Source organism: Paraburkholderia phymatum (assembly GCF_038900715.1).
Taxonomy (GTDB): Bacteria; Pseudomonadota; Gammaproteobacteria; order Burkholderiales; family Burkholderiaceae; genus Paraburkholderia; species Paraburkholderia phymatum_A.
Genome location: NZ_JAYMRZ010000029.1, coordinates 1 through 18,458, shown reverse-complemented (window position 1 = coordinate 18,458; position 18,458 = coordinate 1). Strand labels below are relative to the sequence as shown.

Annotated in this window: 18 protein-coding genes; 11 read left to right on the top strand and 7 right to left on the bottom strand. The window is 60.9% G+C overall.

The features are described from left to right. The first annotated feature begins 15 nt into the window (after positions 1 to 15). From VSR68_RS36130 to VSR68_RS36100, 7 genes are all read left to right on the top strand, one after another. Positions 16 to 903 carry a dihydrodipicolinate synthase family protein gene (locus VSR68_RS36130; RefSeq protein WP_342944320.1) on the top strand — a complete coding sequence of 296 codons (888 nt, stop codon included), beginning with the start codon at positions 16 to 18 and terminating at the stop codon, positions 901 to 903. 5 nt (positions 904 to 908) lie between these two features. After that, positions 909 to 2,240 (top strand): FAD-binding oxidoreductase, encoded by a 1,332-nt coding sequence (locus tag VSR68_RS36125; RefSeq protein WP_342944319.1) that lies wholly within the window; start codon positions 909 to 911, stop codon positions 2,238 to 2,240. A gap of 17 nt (positions 2,241 to 2,257) precedes the next feature. Continuing rightward, positions 2,258 to 3,751 (top strand): aldehyde dehydrogenase, encoded by a 1,494-nt coding sequence (locus tag VSR68_RS36120; protein WP_342944318.1) that lies wholly within the window; start codon positions 2,258 to 2,260, stop codon positions 3,749 to 3,751. A gap of 101 nt (positions 3,752 to 3,852) precedes the next feature. Then, the gene (locus VSR68_RS36115; RefSeq protein ID WP_342944317.1) at positions 3,853 to 4,623 is read left to right on the top strand and encodes a pyrroline-5-carboxylate reductase; all 771 of its coding nucleotides are present in this window, start codon (positions 3,853 to 3,855) and stop codon (positions 4,621 to 4,623) included. A 197-nt stretch (positions 4,624 to 4,820) separates the two neighbouring features. After that, positions 4,821 to 5,822: a LysR substrate-binding domain-containing protein gene (locus tag VSR68_RS36110; protein WP_342944316.1), complete on the top strand. Its 1,002-nt coding sequence runs from the start codon at positions 4,821 to 4,823 to the stop codon at positions 5,820 to 5,822. A 101-nt stretch (positions 5,823 to 5,923) separates the two neighbouring features. Beyond that, positions 5,924 to 6,958, top strand: coding sequence for a GlxA family transcriptional regulator (locus VSR68_RS36105; RefSeq protein WP_342944315.1), 1,035 nt, complete (start codon positions 5,924 to 5,926; stop codon positions 6,956 to 6,958). Positions 6,959 to 7,060: 102 nt separating this feature from the next. Then, positions 7,061 to 7,450, top strand: coding sequence for a cupin domain-containing protein (locus VSR68_RS36100; protein ID WP_342944314.1), 390 nt, complete (start codon positions 7,061 to 7,063; stop codon positions 7,448 to 7,450). Here the strand turns inward: VSR68_RS36100 and VSR68_RS36095 are convergent. Continuing rightward, on the bottom strand, positions 7,417 to 7,671 hold the full coding sequence (locus VSR68_RS36095) for a hypothetical protein (protein WP_342944401.1): 255 nt from the start codon (positions 7,669 to 7,671) through the stop codon (positions 7,417 to 7,419). The two genes, VSR68_RS36100 and VSR68_RS36095, sit on opposite strands and share 34 nt — an antisense overlap. Here VSR68_RS36095 and VSR68_RS36090 point away from each other — a divergent pair. The 3 genes from VSR68_RS36090 to VSR68_RS36080 all read left to right on the top strand — a co-directional run bounded on the left by VSR68_RS36090 (position 7,573) and on the right by VSR68_RS36080 (position 10,972). Next, positions 7,573 to 8,400: a LysR substrate-binding domain-containing protein gene (locus VSR68_RS36090; RefSeq protein ID WP_342944395.1), complete on the top strand. Its 828-nt coding sequence runs from the start codon at positions 7,573 to 7,575 to the stop codon at positions 8,398 to 8,400. The two genes, VSR68_RS36095 and VSR68_RS36090, sit on opposite strands and share 99 nt — an antisense overlap. Positions 8,401 to 8,570: 170 nt before the next feature. Next, positions 8,571 to 9,827, top strand: a complete 1,257-nt coding sequence (locus tag VSR68_RS36085; protein ID WP_342944313.1) for an aromatic ring-hydroxylating dioxygenase subunit alpha — start codon at positions 8,571 to 8,573, stop codon at positions 9,825 to 9,827. Between the two features lie 14 nt (positions 9,828 to 9,841). Further along, entirely contained in the window at positions 9,842 to 10,972 is a 1,131-nt protein-coding gene (locus VSR68_RS36080; RefSeq protein ID WP_342944312.1) for a hybrid-cluster NAD(P)-dependent oxidoreductase, read from the top strand. A 196-nt stretch (positions 10,973 to 11,168) separates the two neighbouring features. Here the strand turns inward: VSR68_RS36080 and VSR68_RS36075 are convergent, their stop codons facing one another. From VSR68_RS36075 to VSR68_RS36065, 3 genes are all read right to left on the bottom strand, one after another. Continuing rightward, on the bottom strand, positions 11,169 to 12,410 hold the full coding sequence (locus tag VSR68_RS36075; protein ID WP_342944311.1) for an amidohydrolase family protein: 1,242 nt from the start codon (positions 12,408 to 12,410) through the stop codon (positions 11,169 to 11,171). A 111-nt stretch (positions 12,411 to 12,521) separates the two neighbouring features. After that, positions 12,522 to 13,022, bottom strand: a complete 501-nt coding sequence (locus VSR68_RS36070) for a GAF domain-containing protein (RefSeq protein WP_342944310.1) — start codon at positions 13,020 to 13,022, stop codon at positions 12,522 to 12,524. After that, positions 13,019 to 14,383 carry an MFS transporter gene (locus VSR68_RS36065; protein WP_342944394.1) on the bottom strand — a complete coding sequence of 455 codons (1,365 nt, stop codon included), beginning with the start codon at positions 14,381 to 14,383 and terminating at the stop codon, positions 13,019 to 13,021. The genes VSR68_RS36070 and VSR68_RS36065 overlap by 4 nt, the downstream gene beginning before the upstream one ends. 202 nt (positions 14,384 to 14,585) lie before the next feature. Here VSR68_RS36065 and VSR68_RS36060 point away from each other — a divergent pair, with 202 nt between their 5' ends. After that, positions 14,586 to 15,554: a LysR family transcriptional regulator gene (locus VSR68_RS36060; RefSeq protein ID WP_342944309.1), complete on the top strand. Its 969-nt coding sequence runs from the start codon at positions 14,586 to 14,588 to the stop codon at positions 15,552 to 15,554. Between the two features lie 28 nt (positions 15,555 to 15,582). On the opposite strand, the gene VSR68_RS36055 is transcribed toward VSR68_RS36060, so the two are convergent. From VSR68_RS36055 to VSR68_RS36045, 3 genes are all read right to left on the bottom strand, one after another. After that, the gene (locus VSR68_RS36055) at positions 15,583 to 16,563 is read right to left on the bottom strand and encodes a sulfonate ABC transporter substrate-binding protein (protein WP_342944308.1); all 981 of its coding nucleotides are present in this window, start codon (positions 16,561 to 16,563) and stop codon (positions 15,583 to 15,585) included. A gap of 181 nt (positions 16,564 to 16,744) precedes the next feature. After that, the gene (locus VSR68_RS36050) at positions 16,745 to 17,572 is read right to left on the bottom strand and encodes a MetQ/NlpA family lipoprotein (RefSeq protein ID WP_342944307.1); all 828 of its coding nucleotides are present in this window, start codon (positions 17,570 to 17,572) and stop codon (positions 16,745 to 16,747) included. A 187-nt stretch (positions 17,573 to 17,759) separates the two neighbouring features. After that, positions 17,760 to 18,230: a VOC family protein gene (locus VSR68_RS36045; protein ID WP_342944306.1), complete on the bottom strand. Its 471-nt coding sequence runs from the start codon at positions 18,228 to 18,230 to the stop codon at positions 17,760 to 17,762. Positions 18,231 to 18,458 lie beyond the last annotated feature (228 nt).

Below are 18,458 nucleotides of genomic sequence, written 5' to 3'. Positions count from 1 at the left end.
GAAGAGAGAACGACGATGAGCTTCGAGGGAGTACATACGCCTCTGGTTACGCCATTCAACGCAGATGGCGAGATTAACCATGATCTGCTCGGCAAGCACGCAGCCAATCTCGCGAGTCGAGTCGCGGGCCTGGGCATCGGCGGCACCACGGGCGAATACTATGCGTTGAGTTTCGACGAGCGTGTCCGCACGTTCAACACCGTTGCGCAAGCGGCAGGCGGCAAGACGTATATCACTGCGGGCATCAATGCGACCACGACGAGCGAAGTCATTCGCCTAGGGCAAGAGGCAAAGCGCGCCGGACTCCCTGCACTATTGCTTGCTGCTCCGTACTACGCGCAGCCGACGCAGGACGAACTGCTGAGCCACATGCTGAAAGTGGACGACAGTCTCGACATGCCGATCATGCTTTACAACTTTCCGGCCCGCACGGGGACCGAAATCGGCGATACGGTGCTGGAAAAACTACTCGAGCGGCCGAACTTCGTCGCAATGAAAGAGAGTACTGGCGACATCTCGCATCTGCATCATCTTGCGACGCACTTCCGCGACAGGCTGGTGCTGAGCTGCGGAATGGACGACCAGGCGCTCGAGTTCTTCGTGTGGGGCGCGAAGAGCTGGGTCGGCGGTGCGTCCAACTTCTTGCCGGAAGCGCACACCGCGCTTTTCGACGCATGCGTGAAGCGCAATGACTTCGAAACCGGCCGCAAGCTGATGGCGCAACTGCTGCCTGTACTCGAACTGCTGGAGCGCAGTGGCAAATTCATTCAATACGTTCGATACGGATGTGAGCTGGCGGGTATGCCCGTCGGTGTTGCACGGGCGCCGCTCGGCACGCTCACTGAAGAAGAGCGCAGCGTGTTTGCCAGGCTGGTTCAACCTATGTTGCGCAACGCGCAGTAACTTTCATGACCTCGAATCTGGAATTCGTGCGCTTTCCCGCGCCGGATGGCGTGAACGGATGGTGGGAAAGTCTGCCCCCGCCGCGCCCCGCCGATACTGTGTCGTCGGAACGGCGATTTGACTGGGTCGTTGTCGGCGGTGGCATTACGGGGCTATGCGCGGCACGACGCCTGGCCGAACTTGCGCCTGATGCATCGATTGCGCTAGTCGAGGCGGACCGTATAGGGCGCACGACAGCCGGGCGGAATTCCGGATTCTTTATCGACTTGCCGCACGACATCAGCAGTGAAAGCTACTCGCGAAGCGTGGAGGCGGACAAGGCCGATATCCGGCTGCAACGTCACGGCATCGACTATGTGCGTTCGCTGGTGAAGCAACACGGCATCGACTGCGACTGGCGGGACGACGGCAAGTTTCATGCATCGGTGAACAAGAAGGGCCACGCGGCACTGACGCATTTCGCCGAAGGACTCGCTCGTATCGACGAAGACTTTGAATGGCTCGACGAAGCCGCAATCGCGAAAGTCACTGGCACGCGTTTCTATGAGGGTGCGCTCTTCACGCCTGGGTGCAGCACGGTCCAGCCGGCGGCCCTCATGCGCGGTCTTGCTGCGGCGCTGCCTGAAAACGTGAAGGTCTTCGAGATGAGCGCAGTGAAGGGAATCGAGGACCAGGGAGCAAACAAGGTCTTGACCTTTGCCGCCGGAAAGATCGTGGCGAAGCGCGTGATTCGCTGCACGAATGCCTATGCGGCGACGTTCGGCGGACATCCGAACGGCCTGTTGCCCGTGTACACCTTTGCCTCGATGACCCGTGTGATGACGCCGGATGAAGTGCGCCGGCTGGGCGGCACGCGATCATGGGCATTGATTCCCGCCGACCCGATGGGCTCGACGATACGGCGTCTGAGTACTGACCGCATCTGCGTTCGCAATCACTTCGCGTTTCGCCCCAGTCTCGAAGTGTCGCAAGCCGATCTCGCGAAGGCCAGGAGCCTGCATCAACGCTCGTTTGACCGGCGCTTTCCGATGCTGAAAGACGTCGAGCTCGAGTACACATGGGGTGGACCTTTGTGTCTTTCAGTCAACAATGGGGCGCTTTTCGGGCGTCGAAGCGATGGTGTCTTCGAATCCGTCGGATGCAATGGTCTCGGTCTGAGCAGAGGGTCCGCATCGGGGAAGCTCATTGCCGAGTACGCGCTTGGCCATGACAGCGACCTCGTTCGTCAGCTATTGAATCAGCCGCATCCGCGCTCGCTGCCGGTTCGTCCCATTGCCGACGTCGCTGTCACTGCGGCTATCTGGATGAAGGAATTTTCGGCGGGAGCCGAGCTTTAAATCTTTGAGGACAGGACATGACGACCTATCAGGAATGGAAACAGAAAGCAGAAGCCTTGTCGCTCGACGGACGGGCGTTTATCGCCGGGCAACGATGTTCAGCCGCGTCGAACGAGACGTTCCAGACCCTGAATCCGTCGACGGGAAAGGTACTGGCCGATATCGCAAAGTGCGATACGAAAGATGTCGACCGCGCAGTCGCGGCAGCGAGAGATGCATTCGAGTCCGGCGTGTGGTCAAAGGCTGCGCCGGCTCAGCGAAAAGCAGTGCTATTGCGTCTTGCTCAATTGATCGAAGAGAACGCCGAAGAACTGGCGCTTCTCGAAGCACTCGAGGCGGGCAAGCCCATTAGCGAGTGCATGGGACTGGACATTCCCGAATCGGCAGCATGTATTCGCTGGCACGCGGAAGTCACCGACAAGCGCTACGACGCGTTGTCGCCATCGGGAGCGAGCGTCGTGAGCATGATTACCCGCGAACCGATTGGGGTCGTGGGCGCAGTGCTTCCCTGGAACTTTCCGGCGCTCATGCTTGCATGGAAAATCGGTCCGGCGCTTTCCGTCGGCAATAGTGTCATCGTGAAGCCCGCCGAGCAGACGTCGCTTTCCACACTGCGTATCGCCGATCTCGCGGCGCAAGCTGGCGTGCCCGCAGGCGTCTTGAGCGTCGTGACGGGCTTTGGCGAAAGCGCAGGCCAGGCGTTGGGCCGCCATGCCGACGTCGACCTTGTTGCATTTACGGGCTCCACGGAAACGGGAAAGCGATTCCTTCGCTATTCCGCCGACACGAACCTGAAGCGGGTCGTGCTGGAATGCGGCGGAAAGAACCCGCAAGTCGTGCTGCCGGACGTCGCGAATCTCGACGCTGTCGCCGAGCAGGCGGTCGCCGCGGCGTTCTGGAATATGGGCGAGAACTGTAGCGCGGGCTCCCGCATCCTGGTTCATTCGACCGCGAAGGCACAGTTGCTCGAAAAGATGCTGGCAGTTCTCGAAGGATGGAAAACGGGCGACCCGCTCGATCCCGACGTCAAGCTCGGCTCTCTGATCGAAGAGAAGCACTATGAAAAGGTGCTCGCTCACATCGAGAAAGCGAAGTCGGAAGGCGCACGCGTCGTGTGCGGCGGCAACGCAACGCACACTGAGACAGGTGGGTGGTTTGTGGAGCCGACCATCTTCGATAACGTCACGCCGGAAATGAGCATCGCTCGCGAAGAAGTCTTTGGCCCGGTCGTGTGCTTTATCGAATACGCGGATATCGACGAAGCGGTCCGCATTGCCAACGATACGTGCTACGGGTTGGCCGCATCGCTTTGGACCGACAACGTCAACAACGCGCACAAGATCGCTGCCCGTATCCGCGCGGGTACTGTGACGGTGAACTGCTTCGGCGAAGGCGACCTGTCGACGCCGTTCGGCGGCTTCGGGCAATCGGGCTTCGGTGGCCGGGACAAGTCCGTCTATGCGCACGACCAGTATTGCGAACTGAAGACGACCTGGCTGAAACTCGACTAGGTTTTATCCAACGGACGAAAGCAACCGACAGCCAGGCTTGCCAGGCCTGGCTGTTGTGGTTTCGGTCGACACTGCTGCACTTCGAATTCAAGTGAGGTTTCATGCGACTCGGTTTCATCGGAACGGGGACCATTACAAAAGCGGTCGTGACGGGCATGTGCAGATTCGGCGTTCCATTCGACAGGATTTCGCTGTCGCCCCGGAATCCGAATACCGCTGCGGAACTCGCGACACTGGACGAACGGATTCGCGTCTGCGCGAGTAACCAGGAGGTACTGGAGAATTCGGATGTCGTTTGCCTCGCGGTCGTTCCGCAAATTGCCGCAGAAGTTCTGGGCGAACTGGAATTCGAATCGCGTCATCACATCGTCAGCTTCATAGCAGGCGTTTCTCTCGTCGAGCTTCACCGCCTGGTCCCGCAGGTGAACAGAATCGCGCGCGCAGTCCCGCTGCCAGCGGTCGCTGAGGGCAAGGGAAGTACGGCAATCTGCCCCGTCGATGAGGTCGCGAAAGCCATCTTTTCGACGCTGGGCGAAGCCGTGGAAGTGGACGACGAGCGCAAGTTTGACGCGCTCTCTGCGGTGACGGCGACGATGGCGAGCTTCTATGCGGTTCTCGAAACCCAGGCGGCCTGGCTCGTGCAGCAAGGTCTCGACTACTCCGCGGCGCGCGCTTTTTTGTCTGGCTACTGTGGCGGACTTGCGTATGACGCAGCACGCACAGAACAACCGTTTTCAGTCATGGTTACGCAATGCATGACACCGGGCGGGATCAACGAGCAGATGCACACCGAGCTTTCTCGTCGAGGTGCATACGGACTGTACAAAGACGCACTTGATGGCGTGCTGAAGCGAGTTCGAGGGGCCGCATAACAGCCGGCCACGAAGAGTAATATAAAAGGGCGGAAGGTGATCTGCCCTTGTCAGTTAACTCGAAGACTCGCACACTATTTTTGCGCGCGAGCTATCCGGCTCGGGCGCGCGGTCTACGCATTGTCACGGGGCTGTGCGCAGCGTTGACCGGGTCGTCTTCGGGCCACCCGGGCGCTTCCGCTTCACAGGTGAAAGCCATGCAAAAGAAACAGGTGTTTGCCGACCGATTACTCGCTCAAATGCCGTCGCTACGGGCGCTGAAATGCTTCGTCACGGCTGCGCGGTACGAGAGTTTTACGCAAGCCGCAGAAGTGCTGTGTGTCACGCAGGCGGCAATCAGCCGACAAATCAAGGAGCTTGAGGATTCGCTGGAAGTCGCGCTGTTTGAGCGGACAGGGCGGCACATCGCGCTCACCGACGCGGGGCGCATTCTGTACAACGCGTCCTATCTGTCGATCATGAACATCGCCGAGGCGGCTCAAGCGGTGCGTCGGACCGACAGGCATGCGCTGACGATTTGTGTCTCGCATACTTTCTCGGCGCTATGGCTATCGTTCAGGCTGCCCGCGTTCCGCAAGCGTTTCCCCGATATTCGATTGCATGTGATGGTGACGGAGCATTTCATGGAGCTCGACGATCTCATGGAACCCGACATCATCATCACGAAGAATCCACCGCGCGAGCCGGAGTACGAAGTTGAGCCTCTCTTTCACGATGTCGTGTATCCCGTGTGCAGCCAGTCTTTTTATGAGCGCCACTTTCACGGCAGGTCGGTGAAGCCCTTGGACCTTCTATCGCACGCGACGTTGAACCTCTCGTTGTTGGGGCGCGCGCAGATTTGCGAGCATGTCGACTGGTCCGTGTGGCGAAACTGGTTTCAGCAAGGCGATGGCAGCGAAAGGATGGTCGAAAACGAGCATCTGGAGAGCAACGACTATCGACTCCTCGTATCGCAGGCGGAAGCGGGAGAGGGAACGTTGCTTGGCTGGCATCATCTTGTCCATCGTCAGGTCGAACATGGGATATTGATTCGACCCGTGCAAGATGTGCTCGAATTTCACGACCGTCACCACTATTTGATAACGAATAAGAACGCAAAGCTTCGTCCGGAATATCTTCAGTTTCGTGAATGGCTCGGAGAGGAAGTAGGCGCGATGATGCGCGAATGGCGGAGCGCCGAAACGGAAACCGCTAAATAAACTTTATAGACGTCAGTTAGGAGAGCGCGAGCAGTTTCGTCGTTGGAATCCTGGTCGACTTTTTCAGGCGTGACTTTTCAGGCGTTAGTGCAGGCAGTCCCATGTTTAGCGACCTCATCAACCCCAAAGCCGGCACGACGCGGCCACTCCGCTTTGGAATCGTGCTGTTGCCCAATTTCACATTGACAGCATTTTCCGGCTTCGTGGATGTACTGAGGCTCGCGAGCGACGAAGGTGACATGAGCAGACCGGTTCGCTGTTCATGGACCATCGTCGGCGAATCGCTTGTTCCTGTGCGGGCAAGCTGTGGAATTCAGGTCACGCCGTGGACAACGTTCGAAGAAGCCGGGTCTTTCGATTACGTCGTGGTCGTCGGCGGATTGCTGCACTCGGGCCCGTCCGCAAGCAAAGCGACGCTTCAGTTCATTCATGACGCAGCGGCAACGTCTGCAACATTGGTCGGAATATGCACCGGCGTATTTGCGTTGATGCGAGCCGAAGTGATGGATGGGTATCGCATGTGCGTGAGCTGGTTCCACTACTGGGACTTTGTCGAGCGCTTTCCGGGCGTCGATGAACGCAATCTCGTCGCGGACCGGCTGTTCGTGATCGACCGGCGCCGCATCACGTGTTCAGGTGGGCGGGCTTCGATCGATGTGGCTGCGGCCATCCTGTTGCGCCACTTCGAAGCGACAGTCGTACAGAAGGCGCTGCGTATCATGCTTGTCGACGACGCACAGAAAGGGAATGCTCCGCAGCCACACCCGCCGGGACTCGAACCCGCGACACATCCAAAGGTGAGACGAGCGATCCTGTTGATGGAGCAGCACATTGGCCAGCCATTGAGCCTCGCGGAATTGGCGCGACGTCTCGAGATGTCCGTTCGGCAGCTCGAGCGTCTCTTTACATCGGAGACGGGCAAATCACCTCAGGCATATGCACGCCAGATCCGGATACGGATGGCGTCGTGGCTGCTCACGAGTTCGGACCGTACTGTCGCTGACATTGCGACCTCGTGCGGCTTCTCCGATGCATCGCATCTTGGCCGCGAGTTCAGAAAGGAATTCGGCGAGTCACCGAACGCCTATCGCGTCGCGCGACCACAAGGCCAATCGCAAGTGTTGGCGGATGTATAGCGCGACGCGGTTCGCGCTTCGGCGCGCCAGCGAGCGACCGAGCAGCAAGGTTTCCCCTTTTTGTTCATACATTGGACGTTGAAGAAAATGACAACCGGGCACATGCGCGATGAAATGGTTTTCTTTGGCTTGCACGTCAAAGATGGTCGTCGTTGGTATTCAATCGATGAACGCGATTGGCGGCCGATGAAAATCGGAGAAACGGTGCTTCCCGGATTTTTCTGGATTCCGGTCGCCGACGACGAGAACGGGGCGTGGAGTAGCTACTGGATGCGTTTGCAACCCGGCGCGCGTTCGTTGGAGCATCGGCACGACTCGACCGAACTGATCCTGATCCTCGATGGCGTGTTCACCGACGACGACGGAACGGATTTCCTGCCCGGACACACCGTATCGTACCCGGCCGGTTCGCGGCATAGTACGTCGTCGAAAGAGGGCTGTACCGTGCTCGTTGTGGCTCACACAGCGTCGACATTGGTTTCCCATTCATAACCGATGCGCGCCTGAGCCAAATGAAACCGGTCACTGCGCGGACCAAGGGATACCGGCGGCTCATCCCTTCGGTGACTGCGCTCGTCGAATTCGAGGCGGTCGCACGTCACCGCAGTTTCACGTTGGCCGCCGATGAACTCGGCGTGACTCAAGCGGCAGTCAGCCGGCAGATCAAGGTTCTCGAGGAAACGCTCGGAACCCGGCTTTTCAATCGCCTGCATCGTTCAATCGAACTCACGGATGAAGGCGAGGCTTTGTATCTCGTCGTCGCAGAGTCGATGCAAAGAATTGCCGGCGTGTTCGACCGGTTATCGAGCGGGCCGGTTCAGCAGGAACTGGTGCTTGCGGCAACGTCTGCGTTCTCGCATTTTCGCCTTTTGCCCCGGCTGGCATCGCTAAAGCAGGCCCAACCGGATCTTCAACTTCGCATCTCCACGCAGATGTTCACCGCTGATCTCAGGCCGAAGGAGATCGATGTCGCCGTTCGATTCGGAAACGGACGATGGAGTGATGGTTCCGCAACCCTGCTTTTCGACGAGGAAGTTTTCCCCGTCTGTTCGACGGAGTGGGTGAAATCGCGAGGCACGCCAGAATCGTTGCAGGAGATCGCAAACGCCGCGCTCATCGAATCCGATGCGACTTCGGAAGGCTGGATGAGGTGGGAAGAATGGTTTCAGGCCGTGGGCTTCAGGCCGGTGCGATTGAACTTTGCGCTACGCTGCAGCCTTTATACGGACGCGATCGAGGCCGCGCGCTACGGCCAGGGCATTGCCCTCGGTTGGGGAAGACTGGTCCACGATCTGCTCGAAACGGGCGAACTCGTGCGGCTGCCCGTCGCCTCGTTCAAGACGAGCGATTCATATTACGTCGTCGTGCCGCACGGACGCACGATCACGCCTGCAATCGACGGTCTCATCGACTGGCTTCGGCAGGATTCGATCGAGACCTGAATCGCTTGCAACGCCCGACGGCGCCCGACGGCAACGGTCCGGCTCTCGCATAATCCAAAGTAATGCCAGACCGAAAATAAAGCGCATTGACGCTCTTTTTCGTCAATCCAATACTCGGGTCATAGCGGGAACAATCGAAGTCCCGAACCCCTGAACATTGGAGAACGACGATGTCCGAAGTGCAACTCAAGACTCATGGCGAACTGATTCGAAGCCGTCAGCCTGGCCACGGCATGTCCGGCGAGCTGTTTGGCCGCCAGGACGTTTTCGAAACGGACGTCGACGTGTTCTTCCACAAGCACTGGATTCTGGTCGGGGTCACGGCGGATGTGCCAGAACCGGGTGACGTTTCGACCGTCGACATCGGCAAGGCTTCCATCATCATCGTTCGCGATGACGACGAGAACATCCGGACCTATCGCAACGTCTGTCGCCATCGCGGCGCGCGGCTCAAGGAAGCTGGGAAGTCGACTGTGGGGATGCTCGTTTGCCCGTACCACCAATGGACCTACGACCTCGACGGAAGCTTGCGTCACACGACGCACATGGGAAAGGATTTCGACCCGGCGTGCCGCAGTCTGATTCCCGTGCACACGAAAATCATCGGCACGCACATCTTCGTGTGTCTCGACGAGAACGCGCCCGCGGACATTTCCAGACTCGAAGAGACAATGACGCCGCGTTTCGCGCCGTATGACCTGCAAAACACGAAGATTGCCTTCGAGCAGGAAATCATCGAGAACGGCAACTGGAAGCTCGTCATTGAGAACAACCGCGAGTGCTACCACTGCCAGGGCACACATCCGGAACTGACGGCGTCATTCTTGCCGGAAGACTTCGGCTTCTGTCCGGAGAACCTCAGCGACGAATCGCTTCGCGCGCTCGAAGACTACAAGGTGCGCAACGCGACGTGCCAGGCTAGTTGGGAGCGCGATGGGTTCATTGGCGAAACCGTCGAGTGGCTCGACGAAGATGCGGTCACACAGTTCCGCACGCAGCAACTGGTGATCGCCGGCGAGGGCGAGTCGCAGACCATCAGCACCAAGGTCGCGAGCACGAAGCTGTTCGGCAATATCACGCGACGTGATCTCGGCGATCAGCACCTGTGGACGCACAATTCATGGACGCACGTCATGAGCGACCACGCGGTCATCAGCTACATCGTTCCGCTCGGGCCCGACAAGACACTGGTGCGCTCCAAGTGGCTCGTTCATGCGGATGCAGTCGAAGGCGTCGATTACGACGTCAAGGATCTGACTGAAGTCTGGATTGCGACCAACACGCAGGACAAACATCTCGTCGAAATCACGCACGAAGGTACGCAAGATCCCGCCTATGCGCCGGGCGTGTTCTCGCCGTTCACTGAAGCGTACGTCGATCAGTTTTCGCGCTGGTACGCCGCGCGATTGAATGCACATGGAATCTGAGCAGAGCGACCGCCATGAATTGCGTAGAAAGAATGTTCGACCGCGCGCCAGACGCTGCGGACCGACTCACCGACGCCGCGACCTGGGAGAATGGCGCGCGGCAATGGCCGAGTAGTGAGCAGCAGACGCTGACGTGTTGCCGTGTCATCGACGAAACTCACGACGTCAAGAGCTTCGAGTTCCGCACGGACGATGGCTTGCCTGTGCGCTTCGAGCCGGGACAGTTCATGACGGTGTCGGCGAATGTGCAGGGCCAAGCGGTCGAACGCTGCTACACGATTTCTTCGCCGCCGACGCGTCCGTACCTGGTGTCCATTACCGTCAAGCGGGTTCCTGGCGGCGTCATGTCGAACTGGCTTCACGACAACATGAAGCCGGGAAGCCGGTTGCGAGCATACGGTCCGTCTGGAACCTTCACGTCCACAGCTTCTGCTGCACCGAAGTCGCTCTATCTGTCGGCGGGTTCGGGCGTGACACCGTTGATGTCGATGACCCGCGCAAGCGTCGACCTCGGTCTCGATCGGGACATCGCATTCGTGCACAGCGCGAGGACGCCCGCCGATATCGTCTTTCGCGACGAACTGCAAAGGCTGGCGAAACTGTCGCCGCGACTGAAGCTGTTCTTCGTATGCGAAGGCGTCGGCGATGAAAGCGATTGGGCCGGCGCGACGGGCAGGCTGAGTCTCGCGCTTCTGTCGAAGTGGCTGCCCGATTACGCAGACCGCGAGGTATTCACGTGTGGTCCCGGCGGCTACATGTCGGCGGTCAGGGATTTGCTTCGCGAAGGCGGACATGACCCCGCTCGTTATCACCAGGAAAGCTTCGATATTTCAGCGGGCGCAGCGGCAGAACCCGTATCGCGGAAGAGCGATGCGGCTCAGGAAATCTTCACGGTCAAGCTTTCCCGCTCGTCGAAGACGTTCACGATCGATCCATCCGAAACAGTGCTTTCCGCCGCGAAAAAAGCGGGCGTTGCAATTGCTTCATCGTGCAGCCAGGGCGTATGCGGCACGTGCAAGACCAAAGTACTCGAAGGAACGGTGGATATGAAACACAACGGCGGGATTCGCGACAGAGAGGTACAGAAGGGTTTCCGTCTGTTGTGCTGCAGCCGTCCTACCTCCGATCTGGTGCTGGAGCTTTGATTGCTCCTGTTCCCGCCGCGCCCGTTCGCCAGGAGGCGACGCGTTTCAGCCGCTCGCGCAGTTCAACGCGCGCATGTTGCCTGAGGACACCGTGAGCGATCTGTTGCGCGTGGGGCGCGAGGCGAATGTCGATGCTCGATGGCTTTCGCAGACGACATAGCATCGTCGGGAAGCGGGACACATAATCAAACCGCGCTCACAACTCGCCGAACTTGATCGCGCCGCCCTTCATCACGAGCGGAATACGTTCGCCTTGCCCGAGCAGACACGAGATGTCGCGAAGCGGGTCGCCATCCACGACGATCAGGTCCGCCCAGGCATCAGGCGCGATGCGTCCTAGCTTCTCCGGCAAGCCGAGCACTTCGGCGGCCGTGGTCGTCGCGCAGGCGAGCGTCGCCGCATTGCCGAGCACCTCGGCGCGAATGCGGAACTCATCGCTTTGCAGGCGTTGCGACGGCCCCAGCAGATCCGAGCCGAAGCCCATTTTCACGCCCGCATCGCGATAGATTTCGAGCGAACGCAATCCCGCTTCGCGCACGTCGGCGATCTTCGCGACGCTCTCCGCTTCGAGACCGTATTGCGCGCCCTCGGAGGCCAGCGCTTCGTAGGTGACGAGCGTCGGCACGACATAGGCATCCATCTCGGCCATCAGTCTCGCCGTGGGCGCGTCGATCAGATTGCCGTGCTCGATCGTGCGCACGCCCCAGCGCACGACGCGCGCAATCGCCTCCGCCGTGTACGCGTGCGCCATCACGTAGGTATGACGAGCGCGCGCTTCTTCGACGATCGCGCGCACTTCGTCTTCCGCATAGCCGAATGCGCCGACGGGGTCTGTCGGCGATGCGACGCCGCCCGAGGCCATGATCTTCAGATGGTCCGCGCCCATCTGCAATTCTTCGCGCGCGGCGCGGCGCACGGCGTCGACGCCATCCGCGACGCGAGCGAGCGCGCCCACCCGCACGCAGCAGCCGCACGGCGCGCTGTCGCCGAGATAATCGGAACGCGCGCGCATGTCGCCGTGGCCGCCCGTCTGGCTGAGCGCGCGCCCCGCAACGAAGAGACGCGGACCGACGGCCAGCCCGCTTTCCACGGCCTGCTTGTGCGGATACCCTGCGCCGCCCGCGTCGCGCACGGTCGTGAATCCGCGCCGCAGCATCGAACGCATGATGGGCACCGAGCGCAGCGTGACGAGCACATTCGGCATGTGCACCTGCTGCGCGAGATTCAGCTGTACGGCCACCACATGCACATGCAGATCGATCAGTCCCGGCATCAGCGTCTTGCCGCGCAAATCGATCTCGCGTGCGGCCGCGCTTTTCAAAGGCCTGTCGGACACTTCCTTGATGAGGCCGTTTTCGACCAGCACGTGATGCGCTTCGCGCAGTTCGCCGCGCTCGACATCGAGCACGTTTGCGTTCGTGAACAGGATGCTTTCCATTCGTTTCCCCTTTGGGTTGCTTCAATGGGTTGCTTCAATGGGTTGCGTCGACGCGTTGCTTCAATGCGTTGCGTCGATGATTCGATCCGCTGCCGGCCGCACGCGTCGTTGTCAAACGTCGTCGAGCAGCGCGGGCAGCGCGAACTGCGCGAGCGACTGCGCGACCGGTACATGATCGTCCCGATACCAGGCTCGCGTATGCAACAGGTTCAGCGACGCGAGCGTGCGCCCCTTCCATCGCACGGGCACGTTCAGCACGCTTTCGCAACCGAGCGACGCGATCAGCTCGTGATCGGGAAACACCGCTCGCAGATCTTCTGCCGTGCTGCCGATGAACGCGTCGCCGCGCGTCAGCACCGTATCGGCCCAGCGGCCGCCCGCGAGCGGCTTTTTTGCTGCCGTCGGATATTCGTTCGGCAGGTTGCTGTAGACGCGCGCCGATTCGTTCGTCGTCGCGTCGTAGCGCAAGATCGTGAAGAGCGTGTGCCCGATCGTTTCGCCGAGGACAGTGTCGAGCGCGCGATAGAGCGTGGCCGGTTGATCAGCGTGCATCTGCGCATGAGCCAGCGCGAAGAAAGGTTGCAATCCGCGTTCGCGTGCGGCGTCGTTCATACCGCTTCCCCTGCGGCGATGTCTTCGAGCGAGCGTCCGCGTGTCGGCACGCCCATCATCACCACGGAAATCGCGCCGAGCAGCAGGACGACGGTCGTCACGCCGAACACGCCCGCGAATCCGAACTTCGGATACAGATAGCCGACGAGAATCGGCGACACGATCGCGCCGATCCGCCCGATTGCCGACGCCGTTCCCGCGCCCGTCGTGCGCACGGCTGTCGGAAACACTTCGGCCGTGTACGCATAGACGCCCGCATACGTGCCGTTCATGAAGAACGACAGGCCGATGCCCGCTGCCATGATCTCGCCGTTGGTGCCGGCGAACGCCATGCCCAATGCGCACGCGCAGCCGAACAGCATGTACGACGCGATCGTCGCCTGCCGTCCGATGCGTTCGTTGAACCACGACGCGCTGAAGTAGCCGGGCACCTGCGCGACATACATCGCGACCGAATAGCCGAAGCTGCGCGTGATGCTCATCCCATGCTGGACGAGCAGGCCGGGAATCCACGTGAAGAACGCGTAGTAGCTGAACGTGATCGACAGCCACATCAGCCATGTCATCGTCGTGATGCGCGCCTGGCGTCCCGTCCACAACACGCGGAAATTCGCGGACAGCGTGCCCGTCGACATCGAAGGCTCGCCGCGCGGACCCTCCGGCTCGGGCTCCGGCAAGTCGATGCCGCGCGCGGCGAAACCGGCTTCGATGTGATCGAGCACACGCACCGCTTCATCCGTATGCCCGCGGCTTTCGAGCCAGCGAGGCGACTCGGGCAATGCGCGGCGCCACCAGAGCAACATCAGGATCGGCACGGCGGTGATGAGAAGCACGACGCGCCAGCCCGCGTCGAACGCCGGCACGATGAAGTATCCGAGCAGCGCGGCGGCCACGAAGCCGAATGAAAAGAATCCGGCCAGCGCGCCCGTGAAGATGCCCCGATACCGCTTCGCCACGAACTCGGCGAGATAGGGTGCGATGATCGCGCTCTCGGCGCCCGTTCCCATGCCGGCCACGATCCGCGCGGCGAGAAACGTCGGCCACGAATCGGTCATCGCGCTGACGACGGACGCAACGCAATAGATCAGCAGCGCCGACATCATCACCTTGCGTCGGCCGATCAGATCGCCGAGCGTGCCCGCAAGCAGCGCGCCGAAAAAGAAGCCGATGAAGTTGCCGCTGCCGAGCACGCCCGTCTGCACGCTGGACAGGCTCCAGTCGTGGCGCAGCACGGGCAGCACGAAGGCGACGGCGGCGGCATCCATCGCGTCGAACGCATAGCCGAGGCCGCCCATAAGCAGCAGGTGTCCGTGAAAGCGTCCAAACGGAAGGCGCTCGATGCGTGCGGAAACATTTGACACGGTGACGTTCGACACGGGTGTGCTCCTGTAGTCGCGATAGTCGCTCGATAGTCGCTCGGCCTGACGGAGTGGGCACGTGCGAGGTTTGCGTGCGCACGGCCCCTTCTGGTTGAGGCCGATTTGAGGCCGATTCTATGGCTTGTCGAACGTCACAAATATTTATATTCTTGATCTCGTACATTGACCTCGTGAATGGACGGGAATGAGCTTCCGCTCGCTCGATCTGAACCTGCTGAAAGTATTCGAAGCCTTGATGACGGAAGGCGCGGTGACGCGGGCCGCCACCAAGCTGTCGCTCACGCAGCCCGCCGTCAGCAATGCGTTGAGCCGCCTGCGCGAGGCGTTCGACGATCCGCTCTTCGTGCGCAACGGCGCGGGCGTCACGCCGACACAACGCGCGATGGCGCTGTGGGGGCCTGTCGGCGACTCGCTGAGCCGCATTCGCGCCGCGCTCGACGAGGAGACGTTCTCGCCGCGTAACGCGCAGGTCAGCTTCAGCCTGTCGATGTCGGATTACGTCGCGGGCATCGTGATGCCGCGCCTGATCGAGCGGTTCAGCGAAAGCGCGCCGAGCCTGCAATGGCACACCGTGCCGAACATCCTGCTCGATGCGCCGGCGCTGCTCGAAGGCAATCGTGTCGACTGCGTGATCGGCGTCTACGTGAACGAGACGCTGCCGCCCGCGCACATCCGCTCGCGCTCGCTCTGGACGGTGGACTACGCGTGCCTGATGCGGCGCGGCCATCCGCTTGCGGCGCCCGGCCGGCTGACCACGCGGCGCTTTCTGAATGCAAGCCATGTCGACATCAGTCTCGCGGGACAGACGCAACCGTCATTCGACAGCTTTCTTGCGTCGCGCGGACTGAAGCGCAACCTCGTCGCGACGGTCAACCATTACACGGTTGCGTGCGAGATCATCCGCGCAAGCGATCTGATCGCCGTGTTGCCGCGCGATCTGTGCGAACGCAGCGGCGACGGCGAACTCGTGAGCGTGCGCGCGCCGCTCGAGGCACCCGATCGCGTGATCAGCCTGTTCTGGCATCAGCGCAACGAGACGGTGCCCGCGCATCGCTGGTTGCGCGATCAACTGGTCGATATGTTCGCTTCGCCCGGGCTCGCCGCGCAACGCGCGCTTCCCGGCTCGGGAGAAAGACGGGCAAGCTCTGCGTAGATTGCGTGTGACGCGGTCGGTGTGTGCGCTATGCGAGATTCGGCGGCGCCGCTTTCAGCACGTCGACGTGCTTCGGAATCAGGCCGAGATCGAGGAACGTATCCGCGATCTGTTGCTGCTCGCCGAGGATCGCGCGGGTAATCGGCTGCGTGCCGAACTGCTGGCGGCCCACGGCTTCATCGACTACGGGCTTGGGCAAGCCCCATAGCTGCGCCAGTTCGCTCGCCAGTCGATCCTTGTTCTGCTTGCCCCACTGATCGACCTTGTCGAGTTCGTCGATCAGAATCCGGATCACGTCGGGATTTTTCGCTGCATACGTCTGCGACGAAAAGTAGTACGCGCGATTGCCCACCACGCCGCTCGCATCCGCGATCACGCGCGCGCCCAGCGATTTCTCCGCTGCCGCGAAGAACGGGTCCCAGATGACCCACGCGTCGATGGACGCCCGCTCGAATGCGGCCCGTGCATCGGCGGGCGCGAGAAAGACCAGCTTGACGTCGCTGTATTGCAGGCCATGCTGACGCAACAGCTTCACCAGAAAGTAGTGGACGTTGCTGCCCTTGTTGAGCGCAATTCTTTTTCCCTTCAGGTCCGCTACCGAGCGAATCGTCGATTGCGGCGGCACGAGCACGGCTTCGGATTGCGGCCGCGTGACCGTCGCCGCGACATACGCCAGGGGCGCACCCGCTGCCTGCGCGAAGATCGGCGGCGCTTCGCCGACGTCGCCGAAATCGATCGAGCCGACATTCAGCGCTTCCAGTTGCACGGGGCCCGCCGCGAACTCCGTCCAGCTCACCGATACGTTGAGCGGAGCGAGCCGCTTTTCGAGCGTGCCGCGACCCTTGAGCAGATTCAGATAACCCTTCTGATTGCCGATGCGCAGCGTGCGCGGCGTCGCTGCCTGGAGCGACGAAACGGGGACGACGGCAGTCGAGGCCGCTGCCGCAACGGCACCGAGCGAAAGTTTCAGGAACGCGCGTCGATCGCGCGACGTGTTGATCGTGGACATGGCAAAAGGACGGAACGAAAGGAGAGGGCGAGTCGTCGGGAACAGGCACGGTCTTCTGTCGCGGGGCACGCGACTCGAAGTGCGCCCCGCGACCTTCATTCGAGTGTTTAGTGAGTGCGCGGCGCCGCATGTGCCGCTTGTGCCGCTTGTGCCGCATGTGCCGCTCGCGCCGCGCGCAGCGTCAGTGCTGCGGCGCGCCCTCCCATGCCGGCAGCGTCGCGCCGTGATAGACGGCGAGGATCGTCGAAGCGACGTTGGCCTGCTGATAGCTGTCGACGAGCGTCTTCACCCAGGGCGCGTTCGCATCTTTCGAGTTGACCGCGATGAAGTTGCGATACGGATTGCCCGGCACTTTCTCTTGCGCGATGCGTTCCTGCGGAATCCGGATGCCGGCCTTGATCGCCCAGTCGGTGTTGACGACAGCCGCGTCCAGATCGCCGATCGCGCGGCCGACGATGCCCGCGTCGAGCTCCTTGATCTGGATGTGCTTCGGGTTGTCCGCGATGTCGCGAGCCGTCGGCAGCAGGCCGACGTCGGCGCGCAGCTTGATAAGCCCGTTCGCCTGCAACAGCAGAAGCGCGCGGCCTTCGTTGCTCGGATCGTTCGGCACGCCGATCGTCGCATTCTGCGGCAGCGCGGCGACCGATTTCACCTTGCGCGAGTAGAGGCCGATCGGCTGCACGTAGGTAAAGCCTACGGGCACGATGTCATAGTGGCGCGCTGCGATCTGCGCATCGAGATAGGGCTTGTGCTGAAACGAATTGGCATCGAGATCGTGCTGCGCGAGCGCTTCGTTCGGCTGCGTGTAATCGGAGAACGTCGTGACCTTGACGGTGATGCCATGCTTCGCCGCGTTGGCTGCGGCCGCGCGCCAGACGTCCTCGTCCTCGCCGGACATGATGCCGATACGCACAGTCTGACCGGCCGCGAGCGCCAGTTGCGCGCTCACGATGCCGCAAGTCAGAAGAAGGGAAAGGAGCGCGGCCTTGAGCGTCTTCGTTGTTCTCATAGGATCAGAGATAATCGAAATTAAGATCACCCGATCGTAGAGAGGCGCTTGCGGCCGCGCAAATAATATCGAGCGCTATCGTTATCGCGGATAAGCGCAAGTGAATTCGTTCAGCGATGCAAAGCCTTTTGCGCGGTACACGCCATGCCGCGGCTCGTGCACACAGGCATCGATTGGATCAAGGCGCTCAATCGAGCCGGGTCCGCGTGGTGAACCCGCTCGCCTTGTCCCAATCTTCAGGCGTCATCTTTTGCACGGTGACGCCGAAGGTCCAGATGTGGCCCTCCGGGTCCTGTGCACGATAGGTCCGGTCGCCATAGAACTGCGTTTGCGGTTCCGCCAGGATCGTCGCGCCCGCCGCGCGCGCATGGGCGCAATGAGCGTCGATGTCTTCGCCTTCGGCGAGTTGCACATGCACGGACTGCGTGTTCTTGCCGCCGACCGAGCGCGGGCTCTTATGGTCGTCGCTCCACTCGCTGCCGACCATCACGACGGAATCGCCATATGACATTTCGGAGTGGGCAAGATTGCCGTCACTGTCGAGGATCACGAACAGCGGCTCGAATCCGAATGCGGCTTCGAGCCAGCGAAAAGCGGCCTTCGGGTCCTGATACGAAACTGCACTGGACAGCCCTTTGCTACGGTAGGCATCGGTCATTTCGATTCTCCTGTTGCCGTTGCAGGGAAAGCCTTGCCAGTTTCGCAATCTTTATCGAAGTCTGCCAGTCAATTCATAAGTACGGCGATCGGCGCGATACACGGACTGATATGACTTCACGTGTCAATGGGATCGGTTTTCAGGTTGTCGTGTAGACGTCATGTGAATTTCCTGAGAGCGACGTAGCAGTAAATCTCGACGGTGGATCACACTGATATTCGCGGGTTG

Excerpts from the sequence above, each read along its gene's own strand:
- VSR68_RS36130 (WP_342944320.1), top strand. The coding sequence starts at position 16 with ATGAGCTTCGAGGGAGTACATACGCCTCTGGTTACGCCATTCAACGCA.
- VSR68_RS36075 (WP_342944311.1), bottom strand. The coding sequence starts at position 12,410 with ATGGAAAGCATCCTGTTCACGAACGCAAACGTGCTCGATGTCGAGCGC.
- VSR68_RS36085 (WP_342944313.1), top strand. The coding sequence starts at position 8,571 with ATGTCCGAAGTGCAACTCAAGACTCATGGCGAACTGATTCGAAGCCGT.
- VSR68_RS36055 (WP_342944308.1), bottom strand. The coding sequence starts at position 16,563 with ATGTCCACGATCAACACGTCGCGCGATCGACGCGCGTTCCTGAAACTT.
- VSR68_RS36080 (WP_342944312.1), top strand. The coding sequence starts at position 9,842 with ATGAATTGCGTAGAAAGAATGTTCGACCGCGCGCCAGACGCTGCGGAC.
- VSR68_RS36050 (WP_342944307.1), bottom strand. The coding sequence starts at position 17,572 with ATGAGAACAACGAAGACGCTCAAGGCCGCGCTCCTTTCCCTTCTTCTG.
- VSR68_RS36070 (WP_342944310.1), bottom strand. The coding sequence starts at position 13,022 with ATGAACGACGCCGCACGCGAACGCGGATTGCAACCTTTCTTCGCGCTG.
- VSR68_RS36120 (WP_342944318.1), top strand. The coding sequence starts at position 2,258 with ATGACGACCTATCAGGAATGGAAACAGAAAGCAGAAGCCTTGTCGCTC.
- VSR68_RS36045 (WP_342944306.1), bottom strand. The coding sequence starts at position 18,230 with ATGACCGATGCCTACCGTAGCAAAGGGCTGTCCAGTGCAGTTTCGTAT.
- VSR68_RS36115 (WP_342944317.1), top strand. The coding sequence starts at position 3,853 with ATGCGACTCGGTTTCATCGGAACGGGGACCATTACAAAAGCGGTCGTG.
- VSR68_RS36100 (WP_342944314.1), top strand. The coding sequence starts at position 7,061 with ATGCGCGATGAAATGGTTTTCTTTGGCTTGCACGTCAAAGATGGTCGT.
- VSR68_RS36125 (WP_342944319.1), top strand. The coding sequence starts at position 909 with ATGACCTCGAATCTGGAATTCGTGCGCTTTCCCGCGCCGGATGGCGTG.
- VSR68_RS36105 (WP_342944315.1), top strand. The coding sequence starts at position 5,924 with ATGTTTAGCGACCTCATCAACCCCAAAGCCGGCACGACGCGGCCACTC.
- VSR68_RS36110 (WP_342944316.1), top strand. The coding sequence starts at position 4,821 with ATGCAAAAGAAACAGGTGTTTGCCGACCGATTACTCGCTCAAATGCCG.
- VSR68_RS36060 (WP_342944309.1), top strand. The coding sequence starts at position 14,586 with ATGAGCTTCCGCTCGCTCGATCTGAACCTGCTGAAAGTATTCGAAGCC.
- VSR68_RS36095 (WP_342944401.1), bottom strand. The coding sequence starts at position 7,671 with ATGCAGGCGATTGAAAAGCCGGGTTCCGAGCGTTTCCTCGAGAACCTT.